The 17,928-nt window shown below is 71.3% G+C and carries 14 protein-coding genes and 1 pseudogene; 11 read left to right on the plus strand and 4 right to left on the minus strand.

Translation table 11 applies throughout. The features are described from left to right. Positions 1–163 precede the first annotated feature (163 nt). From AQJ58_RS25290 to AQJ58_RS44800, 3 genes and pseudogenes are all read left to right on the plus strand, one after another. Positions 164–865, plus strand: coding sequence for a response regulator (locus AQJ58_RS25290; protein ID WP_067253856.1), 702 nt, complete (start codon positions 164–166; stop codon positions 863–865). Then, complete coding sequence (locus AQJ58_RS25295; protein ID WP_067253857.1) at positions 862–1,980, plus strand: sensor histidine kinase; 1,119 nt, start codon at positions 862–864, stop codon at positions 1,978–1,980. The genes AQJ58_RS25290 and AQJ58_RS25295 overlap by 4 nt, the downstream gene beginning before the upstream one ends. Before the next feature lie 161 nt (positions 1,981–2,141). After that, a pseudogene (locus AQJ58_RS44800) lies at positions 2,142–2,231 on the plus strand (IS5/IS1182 family transposase); the annotation flags it as partial. A gap of 62 nt (positions 2,232–2,293) precedes the next feature. Here AQJ58_RS44800 and AQJ58_RS25300 read toward each other — a convergent pair. Beyond that, positions 2,294–3,487, minus strand: coding sequence for a GH12 family glycosyl hydrolase domain-containing protein (locus AQJ58_RS25300; protein WP_067253860.1), 1,194 nt, complete (start codon positions 3,485–3,487; stop codon positions 2,294–2,296). Positions 3,488–3,733: 246 nt separating this feature from the next. Further along, entirely contained in the window at positions 3,734–4,312 is a 579-nt protein-coding gene (locus AQJ58_RS25305; RefSeq protein WP_067253861.1) for a Dps family protein, read from the minus strand. A gap of 618 nt (positions 4,313–4,930) precedes the next feature. Between AQJ58_RS25305 and AQJ58_RS25310 the strand changes: the two genes are divergently transcribed. The 5 genes from AQJ58_RS25310 (at position 4,931) to AQJ58_RS25330 (ending at position 10,618) form a co-directional block, all read left to right on the plus strand. Continuing rightward, the gene (locus AQJ58_RS25310; RefSeq protein WP_199844683.1) at positions 4,931–6,808 is read left to right on the plus strand and encodes an amidohydrolase; all 1,878 of its coding nucleotides are present in this window, start codon (positions 4,931–4,933) and stop codon (positions 6,806–6,808) included. Positions 6,809–6,852: 44 nt separating this feature from the next. Then, positions 6,853–7,515 carry a hydrolase gene (locus tag AQJ58_RS25315; RefSeq protein ID WP_067253865.1) on the plus strand — a complete coding sequence of 221 codons (663 nt, stop codon included), beginning with the start codon at positions 6,853–6,855 and terminating at the stop codon, positions 7,513–7,515. A 48-nt stretch (positions 7,516–7,563) separates the two neighbouring features. Then, positions 7,564–8,088, plus strand: a complete 525-nt coding sequence (locus tag AQJ58_RS25320; protein WP_067254261.1) for a DoxX family protein — start codon at positions 7,564–7,566, stop codon at positions 8,086–8,088. Next, positions 8,069–8,806: a YoaK family protein gene (locus tag AQJ58_RS25325; RefSeq protein ID WP_067253867.1), complete on the plus strand. Its 738-nt coding sequence runs from the start codon at positions 8,069–8,071 to the stop codon at positions 8,804–8,806. Before AQJ58_RS25320 ends, AQJ58_RS25325 begins: the two co-directional genes overlap by 20 nt. 168 nt (positions 8,807–8,974) lie before the next feature. Continuing rightward, entirely contained in the window at positions 8,975–10,618 is a 1,644-nt protein-coding gene (locus AQJ58_RS25330; protein ID WP_067253870.1) for an MFS transporter, read from the plus strand. 28 nt (positions 10,619–10,646) lie between these two features. On the opposite strand, the gene AQJ58_RS25335 is transcribed toward AQJ58_RS25330, so the two are convergent. Then, positions 10,647–13,277 (minus strand): SpoIIE family protein phosphatase, encoded by a 2,631-nt coding sequence (locus AQJ58_RS25335; protein WP_234360288.1) that lies wholly within the window; start codon positions 13,275–13,277, stop codon positions 10,647–10,649. Between the two features lie 587 nt (positions 13,278–13,864). Between AQJ58_RS25335 and AQJ58_RS41475 the strand changes: the two genes are divergently transcribed. Both AQJ58_RS41475 and AQJ58_RS25350 read left to right on the plus strand, forming a co-directional pair. Continuing rightward, positions 13,865–14,368, plus strand: a complete 504-nt coding sequence (locus AQJ58_RS41475; RefSeq protein ID WP_234360304.1) for an alpha/beta fold hydrolase — start codon at positions 13,865–13,867, stop codon at positions 14,366–14,368. A 203-nt stretch (positions 14,369–14,571) separates the two neighbouring features. Continuing rightward, complete coding sequence (locus AQJ58_RS25350) at positions 14,572–15,522, plus strand: hypothetical protein (protein WP_420712183.1); 951 nt, start codon at positions 14,572–14,574, stop codon at positions 15,520–15,522. An 81-nt stretch (positions 15,523–15,603) separates the two neighbouring features. Here AQJ58_RS25350 and AQJ58_RS25355 read toward each other — a convergent pair whose 3' ends face one another. After that, positions 15,604–16,719, minus strand: a complete 1,116-nt coding sequence (locus tag AQJ58_RS25355; protein WP_067253877.1) for a serine hydrolase domain-containing protein — start codon at positions 16,717–16,719, stop codon at positions 15,604–15,606. A 277-nt stretch (positions 16,720–16,996) separates the two neighbouring features. Here AQJ58_RS25355 and AQJ58_RS25360 point away from each other — a divergent pair, with 277 nt between their 5' ends. Beyond that, positions 16,997–17,878, plus strand: a complete 882-nt coding sequence (locus AQJ58_RS25360) for an AraC family transcriptional regulator (RefSeq protein WP_067253878.1) — start codon at positions 16,997–16,999, stop codon at positions 17,876–17,878. Positions 17,879–17,928: the final 50 nt, after the last annotated feature.

Below are 17,928 nucleotides of genomic sequence, written 5' to 3' on the forward strand. Positions count from 1 at the left end.
ATCGTGAGGCTGGAGGCCGGGCCGCTCACGGACCAACCGGCAGCAGGGTGTGGTGTCCCTGCCGATCGGAGGGCACCACCCCGCCGTGTGGCTGGGGCTGCCGTCCGTCCGGCCGCCGGAGCTCTGGAAGGCTTTAGGGTCGAGGCGGCACGGGCCGGACGGCATGTACGAGCAAAGGTGGGGCGGAGCGCGCGTGATACGGGTAGTGGTGGTGGACGACGAGGCACTGATCCGGTCGGGCTTCGAACTCATTCTGGGCGCCTCGGAGGACATCGAGGTCGTCGCGACCGCGTGCGGCGGCGACGCGGTGGATACCGTCCGCCGGGCGCGACCCGACGTGGTGCTGCTGGACATACGGATGCCGGACGTCGACGGGCTCACCGTCCTGCGCGAGGTGCGCGCGATGCCGGATCCGCCGGTCGTGGCGATGCTGACGACGTTCGACGCCGACGAATACATCCTGACCGCCCTGCACTGCGGCGCGGCCGGCTTCCTGCTCAAGGACACCGAACCGGACCAACTCGCCCACCTGGTGCGCACCCTGGTCGCGGGCGGTGTGGTGCTCTCGCCCAAGGCGTCGCGGACCCTGCTGCGCGCCCGACCCGGCACCGGCGCGGCCGTCGACGAGGGGGCGGCACGGGTCCGGCAGCTCACCGCCCGCGAGCGCGATGTTCTCGTCCTGGTGGCGGAGGGGTTGTCGAACGCCGACGTCGGGGCGCGCATCCACCTGAGTGCCGGCACGGTCAAGGACCACGTCAGCGCGATCCTCACCAAGCTGCGCGTCACGAGCCGGGTGCAAGCGGCGCTGCTGGCGCAGCGGGCCGGACTGCTCGACCAGCAGGCACAGTCGGAGGCCGCGCGATGAAGCGCGTGCGCGCGCTGTGGGAGCGGGTGCCCGCGCCGCTCGTCGACCTCGTCCTGGTGGTGGCAGCGGCCGTGGACGTGCGGCTGAACCTGTTGGACGACACGCGTCTCGGCGTCGCGCTGGCCACGCTCGGGTGCGCCGCGCTGACTTTCCGGCACCGGTTTCCGCTCGGCGTGTTCTTGCTCACCCTGCCCATCTCGCTGACGCAGCCCGTCGCCGTGGCTCCGCTCGCGGCGCTGTTCACCCTGGCCGAGCGTTCCCGTAACCGCCCTCTCCTCGCGGTGTGCGTCGTCCTCACCGCCATCGCGAACAGCACTCCGTGGCCCCTGGTCGGCCTCACCGAGGTCGGCCGGACCATGACGCTGGTCACCTTCGTCTACAGCTTGGCGACCGCAGCAGCTCCGGTCCTCATCGCGCAGCTTCTCCAAGCGCGTCGGGACTTGGCGCGGCGGCTTGTCGAGATCGAGGAGGCCAGGGAGCACGAGCGGGTGCTGCACGCTCAGGCCGTGCTCGCCCGCGAGCGCGCCCAACTGGCCCGCGAGATGCATGACGTGGTCTCGCACCAGGTCAGCCTGATCGCGGTACGGGCCGGGGCGTTGCAGGTCGCCGCCAAGGACGCGGACGCCAAGGAGGCGGCCCGCACGATCCGTTCGCTGAGCGTCACCACGCTCGACGAACTGCGCACCATGGTCACGCTGCTGCGCGCCTCCGGCGGCCACGCCACCGAGCTGTCGCCGCAGCCCACCCTGGCCGACCTGCGCAAACTGGTGGAGTCAAGTGGCACCCACACCGAGCTGACGGGTGATCTCCCGCCCACCGTGGGCACACCCGCCCAACGCGCCCTCTACCGCACGGTCCAGGAGGCGCTGACCAACGTACGCAAGCACGCGCCCGGCGCCACGGCCCGCGTGGAGCTGTGGCAGGACGGCGACGGTGTCGGTGTGACCGTCACCAACACCCCTTCCACGCGTCCCTCTCTGCCCCTGCCCGGTTCGCAGCAGGGCTTGGTCGGTCTGCGCGAACGGGCCGAGATCCTGCACGGCACCCTGGATGCGGGCCCGACCTCGGAGGGCGGCTACCGGGTGCGGCTGCGGGTTCCGCTCAGCGCGGACTGACTGACCAGGGTCTGCTGTTGTCCTGTTGATGCTGTAGCCAGGCCACTTCGTCCACTCCGCATACGCGGCGCCCACAGCGACGGCGACCTCGAGCGTCCGGCGGGTCTGATCCACCGTGGCGCCCACCGTCCCGCACCGCAAAAGGGCCGGACGCCCCCTTCCTCCGCTACTGCCGTCAGAAGGGCGACGGCCTTCACCACACTGTCCACGCGGTCCAGGCCGTCGCCACCCGGCACAACTTTGCCCTCGCCGGGGAAAATCCCAGGTCAAGCACCAGTTCGAGCTGCCCGAGAAAGACCTTCTGCAACACCCTTCAGTTCAGGGTCCAGACCTGGTTGGGCTGGGTTCCGTTGCCGTAGCAGTCCCAGATCTGCAGGCGGCTCCCGTTGGCCGAGCCGGCGGCGTCGAGGCACTTGCCCGACTGCGGGTTGGTGACGGTTCCGTTGCCGTTGAACTGCCAGTTCTGGGCACCGCTGCCGTTGCACGTCCACAGCTGGACAGCCGCGCCGTTGGCGGTGGAGCCGCCGGAGACGTCGAGGCACTTGCTGCTCCGCGGGTTCTTGAGGGTGCTGCCGGAGCGGGTCCACTGCTGGTTCCAGCCGGCTCCGCAGTCCCAGAGCTGGACGGGGGTGCCGTCGTAGCTGCCCAGTTCCGTGAGGTCGAGGCAGCGGCCGCTGCCCTGTCCCTTGACGGTGCCCGTCCCGCTACCACCTCCTCCTCCCCCGCTTCCGTCGCCGGGGATGACGTCGGCGGAGAAGCTGTTGACGGCGAGGCCTTCGCCGCCCTGCCAGGGTTCGAATCCGGCCTGGACGCTGGTGAGGTACCAGGAGCGGTCGACCCGGGTCCGGTTGTCGACGTCGTTGACGAAGTCCATGACGTCGAACGACCAGCTGCCGATCGCGGAGGGCGCGACGTAGGACACGACGTCGTTCCCGCCGTTGTTGCCCTGCCAGAGCTCCCAGTTCCGGCCTCCGACGGAGGCTTCCCCGACCCGGTTGCCGACCGGTGAGATGGAGCCCTGCCGGTTGAACCAGATCATGATCTCCATCTCGTTGACGCCGGTCGTCTTCGGCGACGGGTCCAACCAGATGTCGTAGGAGGCGTCGTAGGTACCGCCCGCGTAGCTGTAGGAGATGGCGGACGGGGCGCTGCCGATCCGGCCGACCTGGCGGGGCAGATTGGTACCGGGCGAGCAGCCGTCGTAGTGGCAGCCGATGTAGGCCGCCGGGTAGGACAGCGGGGCGCCGCCGGAGGTCCAGCCCTTCTGGGAGACGAGCTGGAAACCGGTGCCGGTGACGTTGATGCACTGCTCGGCGCTGCTGCCCCAGCGGTTGTTCATCACCGTGTACTTGCCCTGGATGGTGGTCGCGCCGAACTGGTCGCAGATACGGGTGTCGGCCAGGGCGGAGGCCCGGGGGACGACGGCGCTCAGGGACGACACCACGAGCACCGCCGCGAGAAGAGCGGCTCTGAGCAGCCGAGAGGGGGAACGGGGTCGCGCGTACATGTGGCGGACTCCTTGGTTCGGAAGCGGATACGGGTGGGAGCGCTCCCAAGCGCCGCCACCGTAGAGCCGCCGCCGCTCCCCCGTAAAGGAGTTCGACCGCTTTCGTCGAGGCTTTTCTCAATACTCGAGATTAGAGCTCACAGCGACCGCGGTCGACGACGTCCTCCCGCCACAGGGGCGCTCAAGCGACCACGGAGCCGCGCGGTTCTCCTCACGTGCGTGAGGGCGGCGGACCGAGGCCGTTGTTCAGGCGCGGACCAGTGGTGTGTCGACCAGATGCTCGGCCAGGAACCACGCCTGCAGCTCGCCGGTCCTGATCACCTGGGACACCAGCAGGTCGTTGGTGCCGTCGTCGCCCAGCTCGGCGGCTCGTGAGGCGGCGTCATGGGCGTCGACGAGGATGGTCTCGTGGGCCTCCAGCAGCCGTGACAGCATCGCCGGCACCTCCTCCACGCCGTCCGGAGGCCGCGGAATCGACGTGATCTCGGCGACGTGCCGGGGGTCGCCCACGGCGACACCGCCCAGGGACTGGACTCGTTCGGCGACGGTGTCGACGATGTCGAGCTGTTCCCCCGCATGCTTGTCCAGGACCAGGTGCAGCTGGTAGAAGGTCGCGCCGCGCATCAGCCAGTGGTGCTTCTTGTAGAGGCCGTAGAGGATCTGGGTGTCCGCCAGGACCTTGTTCAAGCGCTGGCAGGAGTACATCCGCGCCTCATAGGACAGGCCGACCGGGAACTGTTTGACGGTCCCGAACTCCTGGATGACCTCGCCCTTCTGGTGCAACCACGGCTGGCTGCTGCTCACGGGCTGGGAACTGGTGGTCATGATCCGCCTCCTGCGGTGCCGTGCTGTGTGTACCCGGGTGACGCTAGGTGCTGTGGCCGGGCACGGCTTGCCCGGCAGTGAATGCGGTCGTGCCCGCCAGCGCACAGTGCGCTCTCGTGCGCGTTCCCGTGCGCCGGGGGCAGGCGGTGAGCACGTCGCGGGCGCGCCCGCGAGGCCGGTCGCGTGGTGGTGGGTGTCGCAGCGGAACTCTCCGGTGGCGAGCGTCCGTACTGGCCTGCGTGCCCAGCACGATCGTGAGCCGGTCCGGACGGCATGGCGGCCAGGGAACTGCCCGGGTCCGGGATCGTTCGGCCGCACCGAAGACACATCCGCCCTGTGCGCGGGCGTGACGCCGGCGATGCTCCTCGCCGTGGTCACGGAAAGGAAGGCTGTGCACTGTCGGAACGCCTCCGGTGCGCTGCCGGGACACATGCCCGGTTCAGCTCGGCATAGCGTCGCGGCGAAGCAGCCGCCGGCCGCCGGTCCTGGCCCGTGCACCGCAGGGAGAGCCGCCCAGGATTCGGTTCGGTCGAGCACGGGAGCCCGGTGACCGAAGCAGGCTCCGCTTCGAAAATCGATGTTCTGCAGGCCGAAGGAGGTTGTCGAAAGGTGTCCACGATGCCGGTCGGTGGGCTTGTCCCCCGCGCCCCGGGCAACGCGGCGGATCTCGTGGTCCGCAACGCGAAGATTCACACCGGGGACCCGGTCCGCCCGCAGGCGGGGGCGATTGCCATCCGCGAGGGCCGCATCACCGTCGTCGGTGACGACCACGACGTGGCCGCCCAGGTCGGACCGGCCACGACGGTGGTCGACGCCCTCGGCCGCCGGATGGTCCCCGGCCTCAACGACTCCCACCTGCACGTCATCCGGGGCGGGCTCAACTACGTCCTGGAGCTGCGCTGGGACGGCGTGCCCACACTGCGCCAGGGCCTGGCGATGCTGCGTGAGCAGGCCGCGCGTACCCCCAGGGGCCAGTGGGTACGGGTGGTCGGCGGATGGTCGGCCGAGCAGTTCGCCGAGCGGCGACTGCCGACCGTCGCCGAGCTGAACGCCGCCGCGCCGGACACTCCCGTATTCGTCCTGCACCTGTACCAGTCGGCGGTTCTCAACCGGGCGGCCCTCAGGGCCGCCGGATACACCCGGGACACCCCTGACCCCAAGGGGGGCCAGATCGTACGAGGCCGGGGCGGTGAGCCCACGGGCATGCTGCTGGCCGCCCCCAGCGCGCTGATCCTCTACTCGACCCTGGCCAAGGCGCCGGTACTGGACGGCGAGGACAAGAAGACCTCCACCCGTCACTTCCTGCGGGAGCTGAACAGGTTCGGCCTCACGTCGGCGATCGACGCGGCGGGCGGGTTCCAGAACTTCCCCGACAACTACAGCACGGTGGCAGAACTGGCCAAGGCGGGTCAGCTGTCACTGCGTATCGCCTATCACCTCTTCCCACAGACCGCCGGCCAGGAAATCGACGACCTCGCCCGCTGGATCGGGATGGCCCGCCCGGAGGACGGCGACGAGTGGCTGCGCCTCAACGGTGCCGGCGAGAACCTCACCTGGGCAGCGGCCGATTTCGAGAACTTCACCCAGCCGCGCCCCGAACTCACCGACTACGAGGCGGAGTTCGAGAAGGCCGTACGTCTCCTCATGGAGAACGGCTGGGGATTCCGGCTGCACGCCACCTATGACGAGACCATCCGCCGCGACCTCGCCGTATTCGAGAAGCTCGCGGCGGAAGGGCTCTTCCCGGCCGGGAACCGATGGCTGTTCGACCACGCGGAAACGGTGTCCGCGGACAGCCTGGACCGCATCGCCGCGCTCGGCGGCGCCCTGTCCGTGCAGAACCGGCTGTCGTTCCAGGGCGAGGCGTTCCTGCGCCGCTACGGCCCCGGTGCCGCCGCGGACGCCCCTCCGGTCCGGGCCATGCTGGAGCGCGGCCTGACCGTCGGGGCCGGCACCGACGCCACCCGGGTCTCCACCTACAACCCGTGGGTCGCCCTGCACTGGCTGGTCACCGGCCGCACCGTCGGCGACCTGGTCCTCCGCCCGCCGCACAACCGGGTCGACCGGCGTACGGCGCTGGCGATGTTCACCGAGGCGGGTGCCGCGCTGACCGGCGAGGAGGGGATCAAGGGAGTCCTGCGCCCGGGCTTCCTCGGCGACCTGGCGGTCCTGTCCGAGGACTACTTCACCGTGCCCGAGCAGGACATCGCGCACATCGAGTCCCTGCTGACAGTCGTCGGCGGCCGGATCGTCCACGCCGCCGCCGAGTACGAGGGCCTCGACGAGGAACTGCCGCCGGTCAGCCCCGCGTGGAGTCCGGTGGCGCACTTCGGCGGCTACCGGGCCACGCCCGTCACCGGTCTGTCGGGCGCCCGCCAGGCCGAGTTGCTCGGCCAGGCCGTCGCCGAGTCGGAGCAGCACCGCCAGTGGCGCGTGCGCCGCGGCCTGGCCGCCGAAACCGAGAGCACGGTCTTCGACCCCTGCTTCTCGCTCTGAAGCGGACGTCCGTCCGCGCTCACCCACTCATGAAAGGCACTCCCATGGTCAACATCGCCGAGGTCACCGCGTCTCCCGGCCCCGACCTGCTCACCCCCGACAACTGCGCGGTGCTGTTCGTGGACCACCAGCCGCAGATGTTCTTCGGCACCGGAAGCAGCGACCGTACCGCGATCATCAACTCCACCGTGGGCCTGGCGAAGGCCGCCAAGCTGTTCGACGTGCCGGTCGTGCTGAGCACGGTCGCGGCCGAGTCCTTCTCGGGACCGCTGATGCCGCAGCTGGCCGGTGTCTTCCCCGACCAGAAGATCGTCGACCGCACCACGATGAATGCCTGGGAGGACCTCGCCTTCGTCGAGGCCGTCAAGGCGACGGGACGCAAGAAGCTCGTCATCGCCGGGCTGTGGACCGAGGTCTGCGTCGTGCTGCCCGCGCTGTCCGCCCTCGCCCAGGGCTACGAGGTCTACGTCGTCACGGACGCCTGCGGCGGCGTCACCCCGCAGGCGCACGAGCACGCCGTCCAGCGGATGGTCCAGGGCGGCACGGTTCCGGTGACCTGGGTGCAGGTGCTCCTCGAGCTCCAGCGCGACTGGGCACGTGGCGAGACGTACGGGCCCGTCACCGAGCTGGTGAAGGAGCACGCCGGCGCCTACGGCCTCGGCATCGTCTACGCGCAGGCGGTCATCGGCGCCCACGCCGCCGGCTGACCTCTTCGAAGGGTCTACGGCACAACGTCAGGAACAGGCAGGGACACGATGGATACCGGACTGTTGATCCTCCGGCTCATGGCGGGCCTTCTCATCGCCGGGCACGGAGTGCAGAAGGTCAGTTTCCGGCTGGGAGGCAACGGCGTCGCGGGCGGAACGGAGGAGTTCCGGCACGACGGCTTCCGCGGCGGCAGGATCACCGCGCTCGCCGCCGGCGGCAGCCAGCTCGGCGCCGGCCTGTTCCTGGCGGCCGGTCTCTTCACGCCCGCCGCGGCGATGGCCGCCATGGGGGTGATGACGGTCGCGAGTACCGTCAAGTGGCACAACGGGCTCTGGGTGCAGAACGACGGTTACGAGTACCCGATGGTCCTCGTCGTCGTCTCCGCCGTGCTGTCGCTGACCGGCCCCGGCCGCTGGTCGGTCGACCACCTCCTCGGGGTGACGCCCTGGCCGCTGTGGGTCTGCGTCGCCGCCGTCGTGATCGGCCCGGTCAGCGGACTGCTCACACGCGCGGTGCTGCACCGCCCGGCCCCTTCGGGCAGGAGGACCCCGCATGCGCAAGCTGCTGACTGACGCGGCCCGTACGCTGGCTCCCCCCAGGGAGGACCTGCACGGCCCGTTGCCCCCGCTGATGCTGACGCTGACCGTGGTCACCGGCCTGGTCGACGCCGTGAGCTATCTGTCCCTCGGGCACGTCTTCGTCGCCAACATGACCGGCAACGTGGTCTTCCTCGGGTTCGCCCTGGCCGGCGCCGCCGGGCTGTCGGCGCAGGCCTCCGTGGTCTCCATGGCCGCGTTCCTCGCCGGTGCGCTGGCGGGAGGCCGGTTCGGCACCCGGTTCGCGGCACACCGCGGTCGGCTGCTGACCGTCGCCACGGCGCTTCAGGCGGTGCTCGTGGCCACGGCCGTCGTCACGGCCGCGGCCACGCACGGCGACGTGACCGCCACCGTGCAGTACACGATGATCGTGCTCCTCGGTCTGGCCATGGGGCTGCAGAACGCCGTGGCCCGCCGCCTCGGCGTCCCCGACCTGACCACGACCGTCCTGACCCTCACCCTGACAGGGCTGGCCGCGGACTCGGTCCCGGCCGGCGGGGCGGCGCCCCGGCCCGGCCGGCGGCTGCTGTCCGTCCTCGCCATGTTCCTGGGAGCCCTCGTCGGCGCAGGGCTCCTGCTGCGCACCGGACTCGCCCTCACCCTGGGCCTGGCGCTGGTGCTGGTGCTGGTGACCTCCCTGGCCACCCGTCGCCTCTCGTCGACCGATGCGGCCTGGATCAGGCCGCAGTCCTGAACGCGGCGCCGGGCGCGTACCCGGTGCGCACGGCGGCCACAGGGCGTGCGCTCACGGTCAACCCGCCCCCGCGACCGGCCCCTGGCGTGGCCACCGCTGTGCCCGCACGGCGCCTGAGACATTGCCGGATGCAAGGGCGTCCACGTCCTCGTTCCGGCATGGACCACCATGAGCAGCGCACTCTCACCGAAAGACCATCCGAGTCCGGATTCGGCCTGGGCCCCGCTCGCGGCGCGTGTCTTCCGCGCGCTGTGGACAGCCCAACTCGTCTCCAACATCGGCAGCTGGATGCAGACCGTGGGCGCCCAGTGGCTGCTGATCGGGCACGACGCGGCCCTGGTGACGCTCATTCAGACGGCCTCCAGTCTCCCCGTCGTGCTGCTGGCCCTGCCCTCGGGCGTGCTGGCCGACCGTTACGACCGCCGTAAGGTGCTGCTGGCCGCGCAGTTCGCCATGCTCGGCGTCTCCACCGTGCTGACGGTGCTGGCCTTCGCGGACGCGCTCACTCCCCGGCTGTTGCTCGGCCTCACCTTCCTGCTGGGGTGCGGCACCGCTGTGATGGGCCCCGCCTGGCAGGCGATCCAGCCGGAGCTCGTGGAGCGCCGCCACTTGGGGCAAGCGGCCGCACTCGGCGCCGTGAACATGAACCTGGCGCGCGCCCTCGGCCCGGCACTGGGCGGAGCGGTGGTCGCGGCAGCGGGCGCGGGCTGGGTCTTCGCCTTCAATGCCGCGTCCTACCTCGGCATCGCGGCCGTTCTCCTGCTCTGGAGGCCGCCTGCGACCCGGGCGCCCACGGCGCAGGGCGAAAAGCTCCTGACGGCTCTGCACGCCGGCCGCCGCTACGTGTGGTACGCGCCCGGCGTACGTCGAGTCCTGCTGCGTACGGTGCTGTTCATCCCCGGGGGCGCCGCGCTGTGGTCGCTGCTTCCCCTGGTCGCGGGCCGTTCCCTGCACCTGGGCTCGGCAGGGTACGGGCTGCTGCTCGCGGCGGTCGGCATCGGCGCCGTGTGCGGAGCCTTCGTGCTGCCCGCCGTCCGCAGCGCTCTCGGCGCCAACGGCGTTCTCGCCGCAGGGGCCCTCGTCTTCGCCGCGGTGCTGGCGGTGCTGGCCACGGCCCGGATGCCCTGGCTCGCGGTGCTCGTACTGCTGCCCGCCGGGCTGGCCTGGATCGGCGTGCTGTCCACCCTCAACGCGGCCCTCCAGACGCAGCTGCCCGGCTGGGTCAGGGCCCGAGGACTAGCCGTCTATCTTCTGGTCTTCCAGGGCGGGCAGGCGCTGACAGCGCCCGTCTGGGGGGTGATGGCCGACGGGCTGGGGCTCACCGTCGCCCTCCTGGCGGGCAGCGGGCTGCTCCTGGCCGGCGCGGTGAGTGTGCGCCGCTGGCCGCTGCACGACCCGGACGGCATCGACCCGGCCCCGTCCGACCACTGGCCCGTTCCGCCCCTGGTGTTCGAGCCCGGACCGGCCGACGGCCCCGTGCTGGTCCAGGTCGCATACCGGGTCTCCCCCGGGAACCGGGCCGCCTTCGCCGACTGCATGGACCGTGTGGCCCGTTCACGCCGGCGTACGGGAGCCCTCACGTGGGGCCTCTACCAGGACGGCAGGGATCCGGAGCGGTTCGTGGAGAGCTACCTGGTCGCCTCGTGGTCGGAGCATCTCGCGCAACACCACGGCCGGCTCACGGCCGCCGACCGCCGTGACGAGGAGCGGGCCCGTCGGCTGCTCGTGGCGGGCACCGCGCCGGAGGTGACCCATGCCTTCGACGCCGTCGCGGGTCCCGTGGTGCCCCCGGAGCGACGACCGGTGCGATGAGCAGCAGCACACCGGCGACGACGCCCTCTCAGCGTTGCGGCAGCGCCTGCTCCGCCCAGATCACCTTGCCCTGGGGGGTGTACCGGGTGCCCCAGCGCTCGGTCAGCTGCGACACCAGGAACAGGCCTCGGCCGCCTTCGTCGGTCGTGGCGGCGTAGCGCAAGTGGGGCGAGGTGCTGCTGCCGTCGGCCACCTCGCAGATCAGCGTGCGGTCGTGGATCAGTCTCAGGTGGATCGGCTCGCATCCGTAGCGGACGGCGTTGGTGACGAGCTCGCTCAGGACCAGCTCCATGGTGAAGCCCAGTTCGGTCAGACCCCATGCGTCGAGCTTCTCGGTCGCCGCGGCACGCACCCGAGCGACGGCTGCCGGGTCGGGGGGCACGTCCCACTCGGCGATCCGGTCCGGCTGCACCGCATGGGTGCGGGCGATGAGCAGAGCGACGTCGTCCGCGGGGCGTTCGGGCAGCAGCGCCGCGAGCACCGCCTGGCAGCTCTCCTCCGGCGCGCGCTCGGGGTGACCCGCCAGGGCCTTGCGCAGGAGCTCCATTCCCTCGTCGAGGTCGCGGGTCCGGTCCTCGATGAGACCGTCGGTGTACAGCACGAGCTGGGAGCCTTCGGCGATGTCCAGCTCCGCGGCCTGGAAGGGCATGCCGCCCAGGCCCAGTGGTGGCCCCGGAGGCAGCTCGGGAAAGGTGACCTCTCCGTCGGGATCGACCAGCGCGGGAGCCGGGTGTCCCGCGCGTGCCATGGTGCAGCGGCGCGTCGTGGGGTCGTAGATCGCGTACAGGCAGCTGGCGCCCACGACGGCGGCGGGGCTTTCCGTGCACGCCTCGTCCTGGTCGATGCGCCCGACCAGGTCGTCCAGATGACTCAGCAGTTCATCGGGGGGCAGATCGAGCGTGGAGAAGTTGTGCACGGCGGTCCGCAGCCGCCCCATGGTCGCGGCGGCGTGCAGGCCGTGGCCGACCACGTCCCCGACGACGAGGGCCACACGGCTGCCCGGCAGGGGGATCACATCGAACCAGTCCCCGCTCACACCCGACTGGGCCGGGAGGTAGCGGTAGCCGACGTCGAGGGCACTCTGCTCGGGCAGGCCTCGCGGCAGCAGGCTGCGCTGGAGAGTGACCGCCAGGGCGTGCTCCCGTGTGTACCGGCGGGCGTTGTCGATACTGACCGCCGCACGAGCCACCAGTTCCTCCGCCAGCGAGAGCTCCTCCTGGTCGAAGGGGTCGTGCTCCTCGGAGCGCCAGAAGTTGACCATGCCCAGGACGACACCGCGGGCCTGGATCGGAGCCGCGATGAGGGAGTGGATGCCGTAGTCCACGACGAGACCGGTGCGCTCCGGGTCCTGCAGATGCCACCCCGTCTCGGTGGACAGGTCGGTCACCAGTTCCGAGCGGCCGGTGCCGTAGCCGCGCGCCTGGGGCGTGGAGGGCACGAAGTCGATCAGCCGGCCCTTCTCGTAGAGGGGCTGGTCGTCGCGGATACCGCATACGGCGACGCGTCTCATGTCCTTCGCCGTGCCCGCCGGTTCCTCACCGCGCAACACGGCGTCGGCCAGGTCCACGGTGACGAAGTCGGCGAAACGGGGGACGGCGATGCGGGCGAGTTCATCGGCCGTCCGGATCACGTCCAGGGTGGTGCCGATTCCCAGTCCGGCGTCGTAGAGCAGCTTCAGCCGCTCCCCCGTGATCGCGGCCCTGCCGGCCGCGGCCCGCAGCTCCGTGGAGTCGCGCAGTGTCGCGACGGTGCCCTTGGGGCCTCCGCCGTAGTCCGTGGGCCTCTGGTTGACCACCAGCAGGCGCGGTCCGGCCGCATGCACCTCGTCACTGGCCTCGCGGCCGGACCTGAGCAGCGACATCATCTCCGGTTCGAGGGCCGGCATCCGGGACACCTGCTGTCCCTCCGCGTCCGCGGGCAGCTCCAGGAGCCGCCTGGCCTCGTCGTTCGCCAGCAGCAGTCGCCCCTCGTCATCGACGATGAGCACCCCCTCGCGCACGGAGTGCAGCACGGCGTCGTGGTGCTCGTACATGCGGGTCATCTCGTTGGGGGCGAGGCTGTGGGTCTGCCGTCGCAGCCGCCTGCTCACCAGCACCGTGGCGGCGGTGGCCGCGGCGAGGGCGAACGCACCGGCAGTCAGGATGATCGGTATCTGCCGCTCCACCAGACCGGTCACGTTCTTGACCTTCAGCCCGGCGGAGACGAGGGCCACCACCTGGTTCCGGTCGTTGCGGATCGGAACCGTCGCCTGGACCTCCTCACCGAGAGGGCCGTGCACGCTTTCGGTGTAGACCTTTCCCGCCAGCGACGGCTCGATCTTCCCCACGAAGCGCTTGCCGATCCGGTCCGGAAGGGGGTGGGTGTAGCGGATCCCGTTCGTGTCCATCACGACGACGAAGTCGACGCCCGCGGCCTTGCGTCCGGCCTCCGTCAGCGGCTGCAGCACCTTGGAGGGATCAGGCGCTCGCAGTGCCGCCAGCACACCCGGGGAGTGCGCGAACGTCTGCGCCACGGCTACGGATCTCCGCTTGGCCTCGGCGTTGGTGTCCCGCTGCGACTGCATGACCAGCGCGAAGACGGCGAATGCCACGAGCAGCACCACCAGCGTCACCTGCATGAGGAACATCTGCCCCGCGACACTTCGCGTGTTCTTCCGCATCAGTGACCATGATCGCGATATATGTCGGAATCGGGCAAAGCGGTCATCCATCCGGTCTTTCTAGCACTGGTCACCCCACCCCGTCACGGGCCCGACGCCGAACTGTCCTGTCCGCGACGACAATCCACCACCTCTGGCACCCCGCCGGCCCCATGAGACCACAGACACCCCGGGAGTACCAGGAGCCCCATAAGTCTCCCTAGTCAAGGCGGCGTCGGGAGCTTTCCGTGCCCTGTGATCCGCTCACCGATTCCCGGGGTCGTCGAGGGCGAGCGCGAGTCCGGCTGCGGCCCCGGCGGCGCGGTCGGCCCGCTCCTCGTCCCCCGCATCCGCGAGCGCCCGTGCCGGCGCCCCCGCGGCGTCAGCGTCCGGCCTGGTCTCGGATCGCGTCGTGGGCAGGTGAGGGCCCGCGCGCTGTGCGTGGCCGCCCGGCCGAATTTCCGCCGCCCTGCCGGCCGCCACAGGAATGCCAGACAGAAGTGTCCGGCGATCATCGGCCTCGCGACGACATTTGTACAAGACTGATGGTCGGTGGCCCAGGCATCGTCCCGCGCATGGGGAACTACGACGTCAAGCAGGTGGACGGGATGCACGTGGTCCACGACGGTCCGCGACAGGCACCGCCGTTGGTGCTCATCCACGGATCGGGGGCTTCAAGCGGTTCCTGGAGCCCCGTGGTGCCGGCCCTCGCCGACCGGTATCACGTCATCCGGATCGACCTCCCGGGTCACGGCCAGTCCCCGCCCGCCTCCTCGTATGACGTGCCTGAGCAGGCGGGCAGCCTGGCTGCGGCGCTCGATGAACTCGACCTCGGTCCGATCACCCTGGTCGCGCACTCCAGCGGTGGATACAAGCACGCTGCCCAGCTGGTGCGCTTCGACCACGCCGCCCACCTTCTCGCAGCGGGCAACGCCGCAGCTTGGGTGGCGGCTGCAAGCGGCTACGTCGACCAGTCCCACCTCCACCGCGAGGTCAAGGCGTTCACCGGCGCGACGCCCACGGCCGTAGCCGCTGCGCCGTGGCTCGCGATCGACGACGTCGCGTGGCCGACTTCGTTCGCAGACGTGTCCTATCCTCTTCCAGGGGGTTGAAGACGCCGAACGGGGTGACCGGCGCCTCCTCGGACAGGTCCACGGGACTTCGATCCACCGGCGGCTGTCAGGGGCGAGGGGGAGCCTGTTTGGACGTGTTCGTGTGTGCCGGGTGCGGTACGGAACTGACGGCGCCGGTGTCCCGGGTCGCCCTCCCCGTCCACACCCACCACGGGAGGTGGGAGGAACTCCACCCTCCGCTGATGGATCCCGCGACGTACGCCGTCGACCCCCGGCCCACCGGACCGCCCTGGAGGCTGTGGGAGGAGGTCGGAGCGGACGAGGCCGCTCGGCGGGGCGTGTTCGCGCCGGTGTACTGGCTGTCCTTCGGCGCGCGGAACCGGATCGTCGTCGCCCCCGGGGACTCCCGGTCCATGACCCTGATCCCCGACAGGTGCGAAGGCTACTGCCAGGGTGTCGACGGCCGGGCCGGTCCCAACCTGGCGTGCGAGGGGTGCGGGCGGGCCGTGGCGACCCGCATGGACGACTGCGGAATGTGGCAGACGGTGTGGCTCGAGCCCGACGCGGTCGTACGCCGGCCCTCGGGGCTCCCGGCCGCTCCGCCGCCCGACTGGGACGATCTGGCACGCGCCGAACACCGCGTCCCGCCCGTCGAGGCCGACGGGTCGTGGAGCCGTCGCTGGGAGGCGGCGGTGGGCGTCGCCCTGGCCCATCTCGTGGCGGTCACCGAGGACCGCCCGGTGAGCCTCCCCGCCGGCCCCGTCGCCGAGCTGCTCGGCCCCGCCGTCGGCCGGTATCTCCCCGCCGGACCCGGGACCCGGTCCGTGGGGCTGGCCGGCCCGGGGATCCACCTGCCCCGGCCCCGTCCCGACGTCCTCCTCGTCCCCCGCCATCCCCTCACCGGGGCGTCCTGGCGGCCACCGGGCGACGAGGGGGCCCTCGTGCCGCTGGACAGCGGGGTCTGGGCGTACCTCGCGCACCCGGGCGAGACCTCGCCGATACCCGCGACCGGGGCCCTCCCCGAGGGCGTCCTGCGCGACGACTACCCCCAGCCGCCGCGCCCCTGGCACCCGCTGACGCCCAACGGTCACGCCTTCCAGGACACTCTCGTCCGGCTACCCGCCGTACGCTCCCCGCGGCTGCGCAGGTTCTACGACGCCTACCGCGGAGGAACGGGCCCGGTGTGCAGCTGACGGACGGCTCTGACAGGGCGTCCTGAGTGAGCGCCACGGGCGCGTGCGGACGCGGGTCCACCGGCGCGGGCCGAGCGTGGGTCACTGCAATCCGCTGTAGGCGGCCATGATGATCTCCATGCCGCGGTCGTCCTCCTGCTGCTCTCGGTCGATCATCTGGTTCATGACATAGGCCACCGTCATATGTGCGTCAGGGTCGCTCGCGACCAGCGAGCCGCCCCACCCGCCCCACCCGAAGGTGTTGCCGAACTTGCCGAAGCCGTGGGTCCAGGACATCGGCGTCCGCAGAACACGGTCCTCGCCGCGGAACACCTCCTGCCACGCGGGCTCGCAGCCCTGGGGGGACAGCAGCCGCACGCCGCCGGCCGTTCCCCGGTTCGCCAGTACCGACTGGACGAGGGCGACGGAGTGAGCGTTGCCGAAGCCGTTCACCGCAGGGATCTCCGCACGGCGCCAGGCCACGGAGTTGGCGTGCTTGACCCGGATGGCGGGTCCGGTGTGCTCCCTGCGTGTGCCGTCCGGTCCGGGCGGTGCGCTGGAGGCGTACTCGTCGGTCAGTGACGGCGGCGCGATGAGCGGTGCGACGCGGTGGTCGTGCTCCGCGGAGAGCCCGATGTGGAAGTCCGCGCCCAGCGGTTTGGCGACTTCCTCGGCGAAGAACTCACCGAGGCTGCGGCCGGTGACGCGGCGGACGATCTCACCGATGAGGAACCCGAAGGTGAGCGCGTGATAGCCGGCGGCCGTTCCGGGTTCCCATTCGGGGGCCTGCGCGGCCAGTCGTGCGCCGACGCCCTGCCAGTCGTAGAGGTCCTCGACCGCGTTCAGCCCGGACAGGACCGGCAGCCCCGCGGTGTGGGACAGCACGTGCCGTACCAGCACGCTCTCCTTGCCGGCCGCGGCGAACTCGGGCCAGTAGGCGGCGACCGGCGCGGACAGATCGAGCTGTCCCCGGTCGGCCAGCATGAGCGCACACAGGGCGGTCATGTTCTTGGTCGTCGAGTTCACGGCCGTGAGGGTGTCGCGCTCCCACCGGACAGAGCGGCCCGTATCGGCGTAACCGCCCCACATGTCGACCACGGGCTCGCCGTCGAGGTAGACGGCGACCGATGCGCCCACGTCGTCCTTGCCGAGCGAAGCTGCAAGGGCCGCACGGACCGCGGCGAACCGGGGCTCGCACAGCCCCTCGATATCAGTCATGGGCGCAAGCCTCCGGTACCGCCGGGGGCTCCCGCCCGACCGTTCCCGTACGGATTCTGTCGGGCGGGCCGCGACAGCATCGTCTCCGCGCCTGAAGGCGGCCGGACAGCCCTGCGGCCGACGGCCCGGCCGGCCCCGCGATCGGAACGCTGAGGACGGCCCGGCCGCCGCTCGCGGCAGACTACTCCGGCGTGGGCGTGGGCCCTGGCCGCTGCGGATGCCGAGGCCGGGCGGACGTTCCCACGGGGGAAGAGACCGGCAGGAAGGACGGATACGCGTGCTGGAGCGGCTGAATCAGGGCCTGGACCATCTGGAGGCCTGCCTCGACGGGGAAGTCGACGTGGCCGAGGTGGCCCGGATCGCCGCTGTGTCGGAGTACCACTTCCGGCGGCTGTTCTCCGCGCTCGCCGGGCTGCCGCTCCCGGTCTACGTGCGGCGCCGGCGGATGACACTCGCCGCGGCCGACGTGCTGGCGGGGGAGCTGACGCTGCTCGATGTCGCCGTGCGGTACGGGTACGGCTCGGGTGAGGCGTTCGCCCGGGCATTCCGGTCGGTGCACGGCATCGGGCCGGGCGAGGCCCGGCGCGCGGGTGCGGTGCTCACCGCACAGCCGCGGATGTCCTTCCGTGTCGTCGTCGAGGGCAGTACGGCCATGCGGTACCGGATCGTGGAGAAGGAGTCGTTCCGGGTCGTCGGCAGGAAGGCCCGGGTCCCCCTCGTGCACGAGGGCGTCAACGCGGCTGCCGCGGCGCACCTGCGCAGCCTTGACGAGCGGGCGATCGCACGGATGAAGGAGCTCGCCGGCCGGGAGCCGGCCGGGATCCTGTCGGCGGCGGTGTACCTGACCGACAGCCGGGAGGAGGGCGCCGAGGCCGACTACTGGATCGGCGTGGCCACCGGTCCCGAGACGGCCGCCGGGGAGCTCGACGCCCTCGACGTGCCGGCCGGGACCTGGGCGGTCTTCGACAGCCGGGGCCCCTATCCGCACGCGCTCCAGGAGCTGTGGCGGGACGTGTTCACGCAGTGGTTCCCCTCGAACCCCTACGCAAGTCGGCCGGGTCCCGAGCTCCTGCGGACGCAGCCGGTGGAGACGGGCGAAGAGACCGACGCCCAGCTGTGGATCCCGGTCGAGCGCGGCAGCGGGAGAACCGGCGCGTGAACATCTTCCCGGACGGCTCGCGGACCCGGTCGTGGACGGTCGACGTACGC

The sequence above is a fragment of the Streptomyces sp. DSM 15324 genome, from assembly GCF_001514285.1.
Taxonomy (GTDB): Bacteria; Actinomycetota; Actinomycetes; order Streptomycetales; family Streptomycetaceae; genus Streptomyces.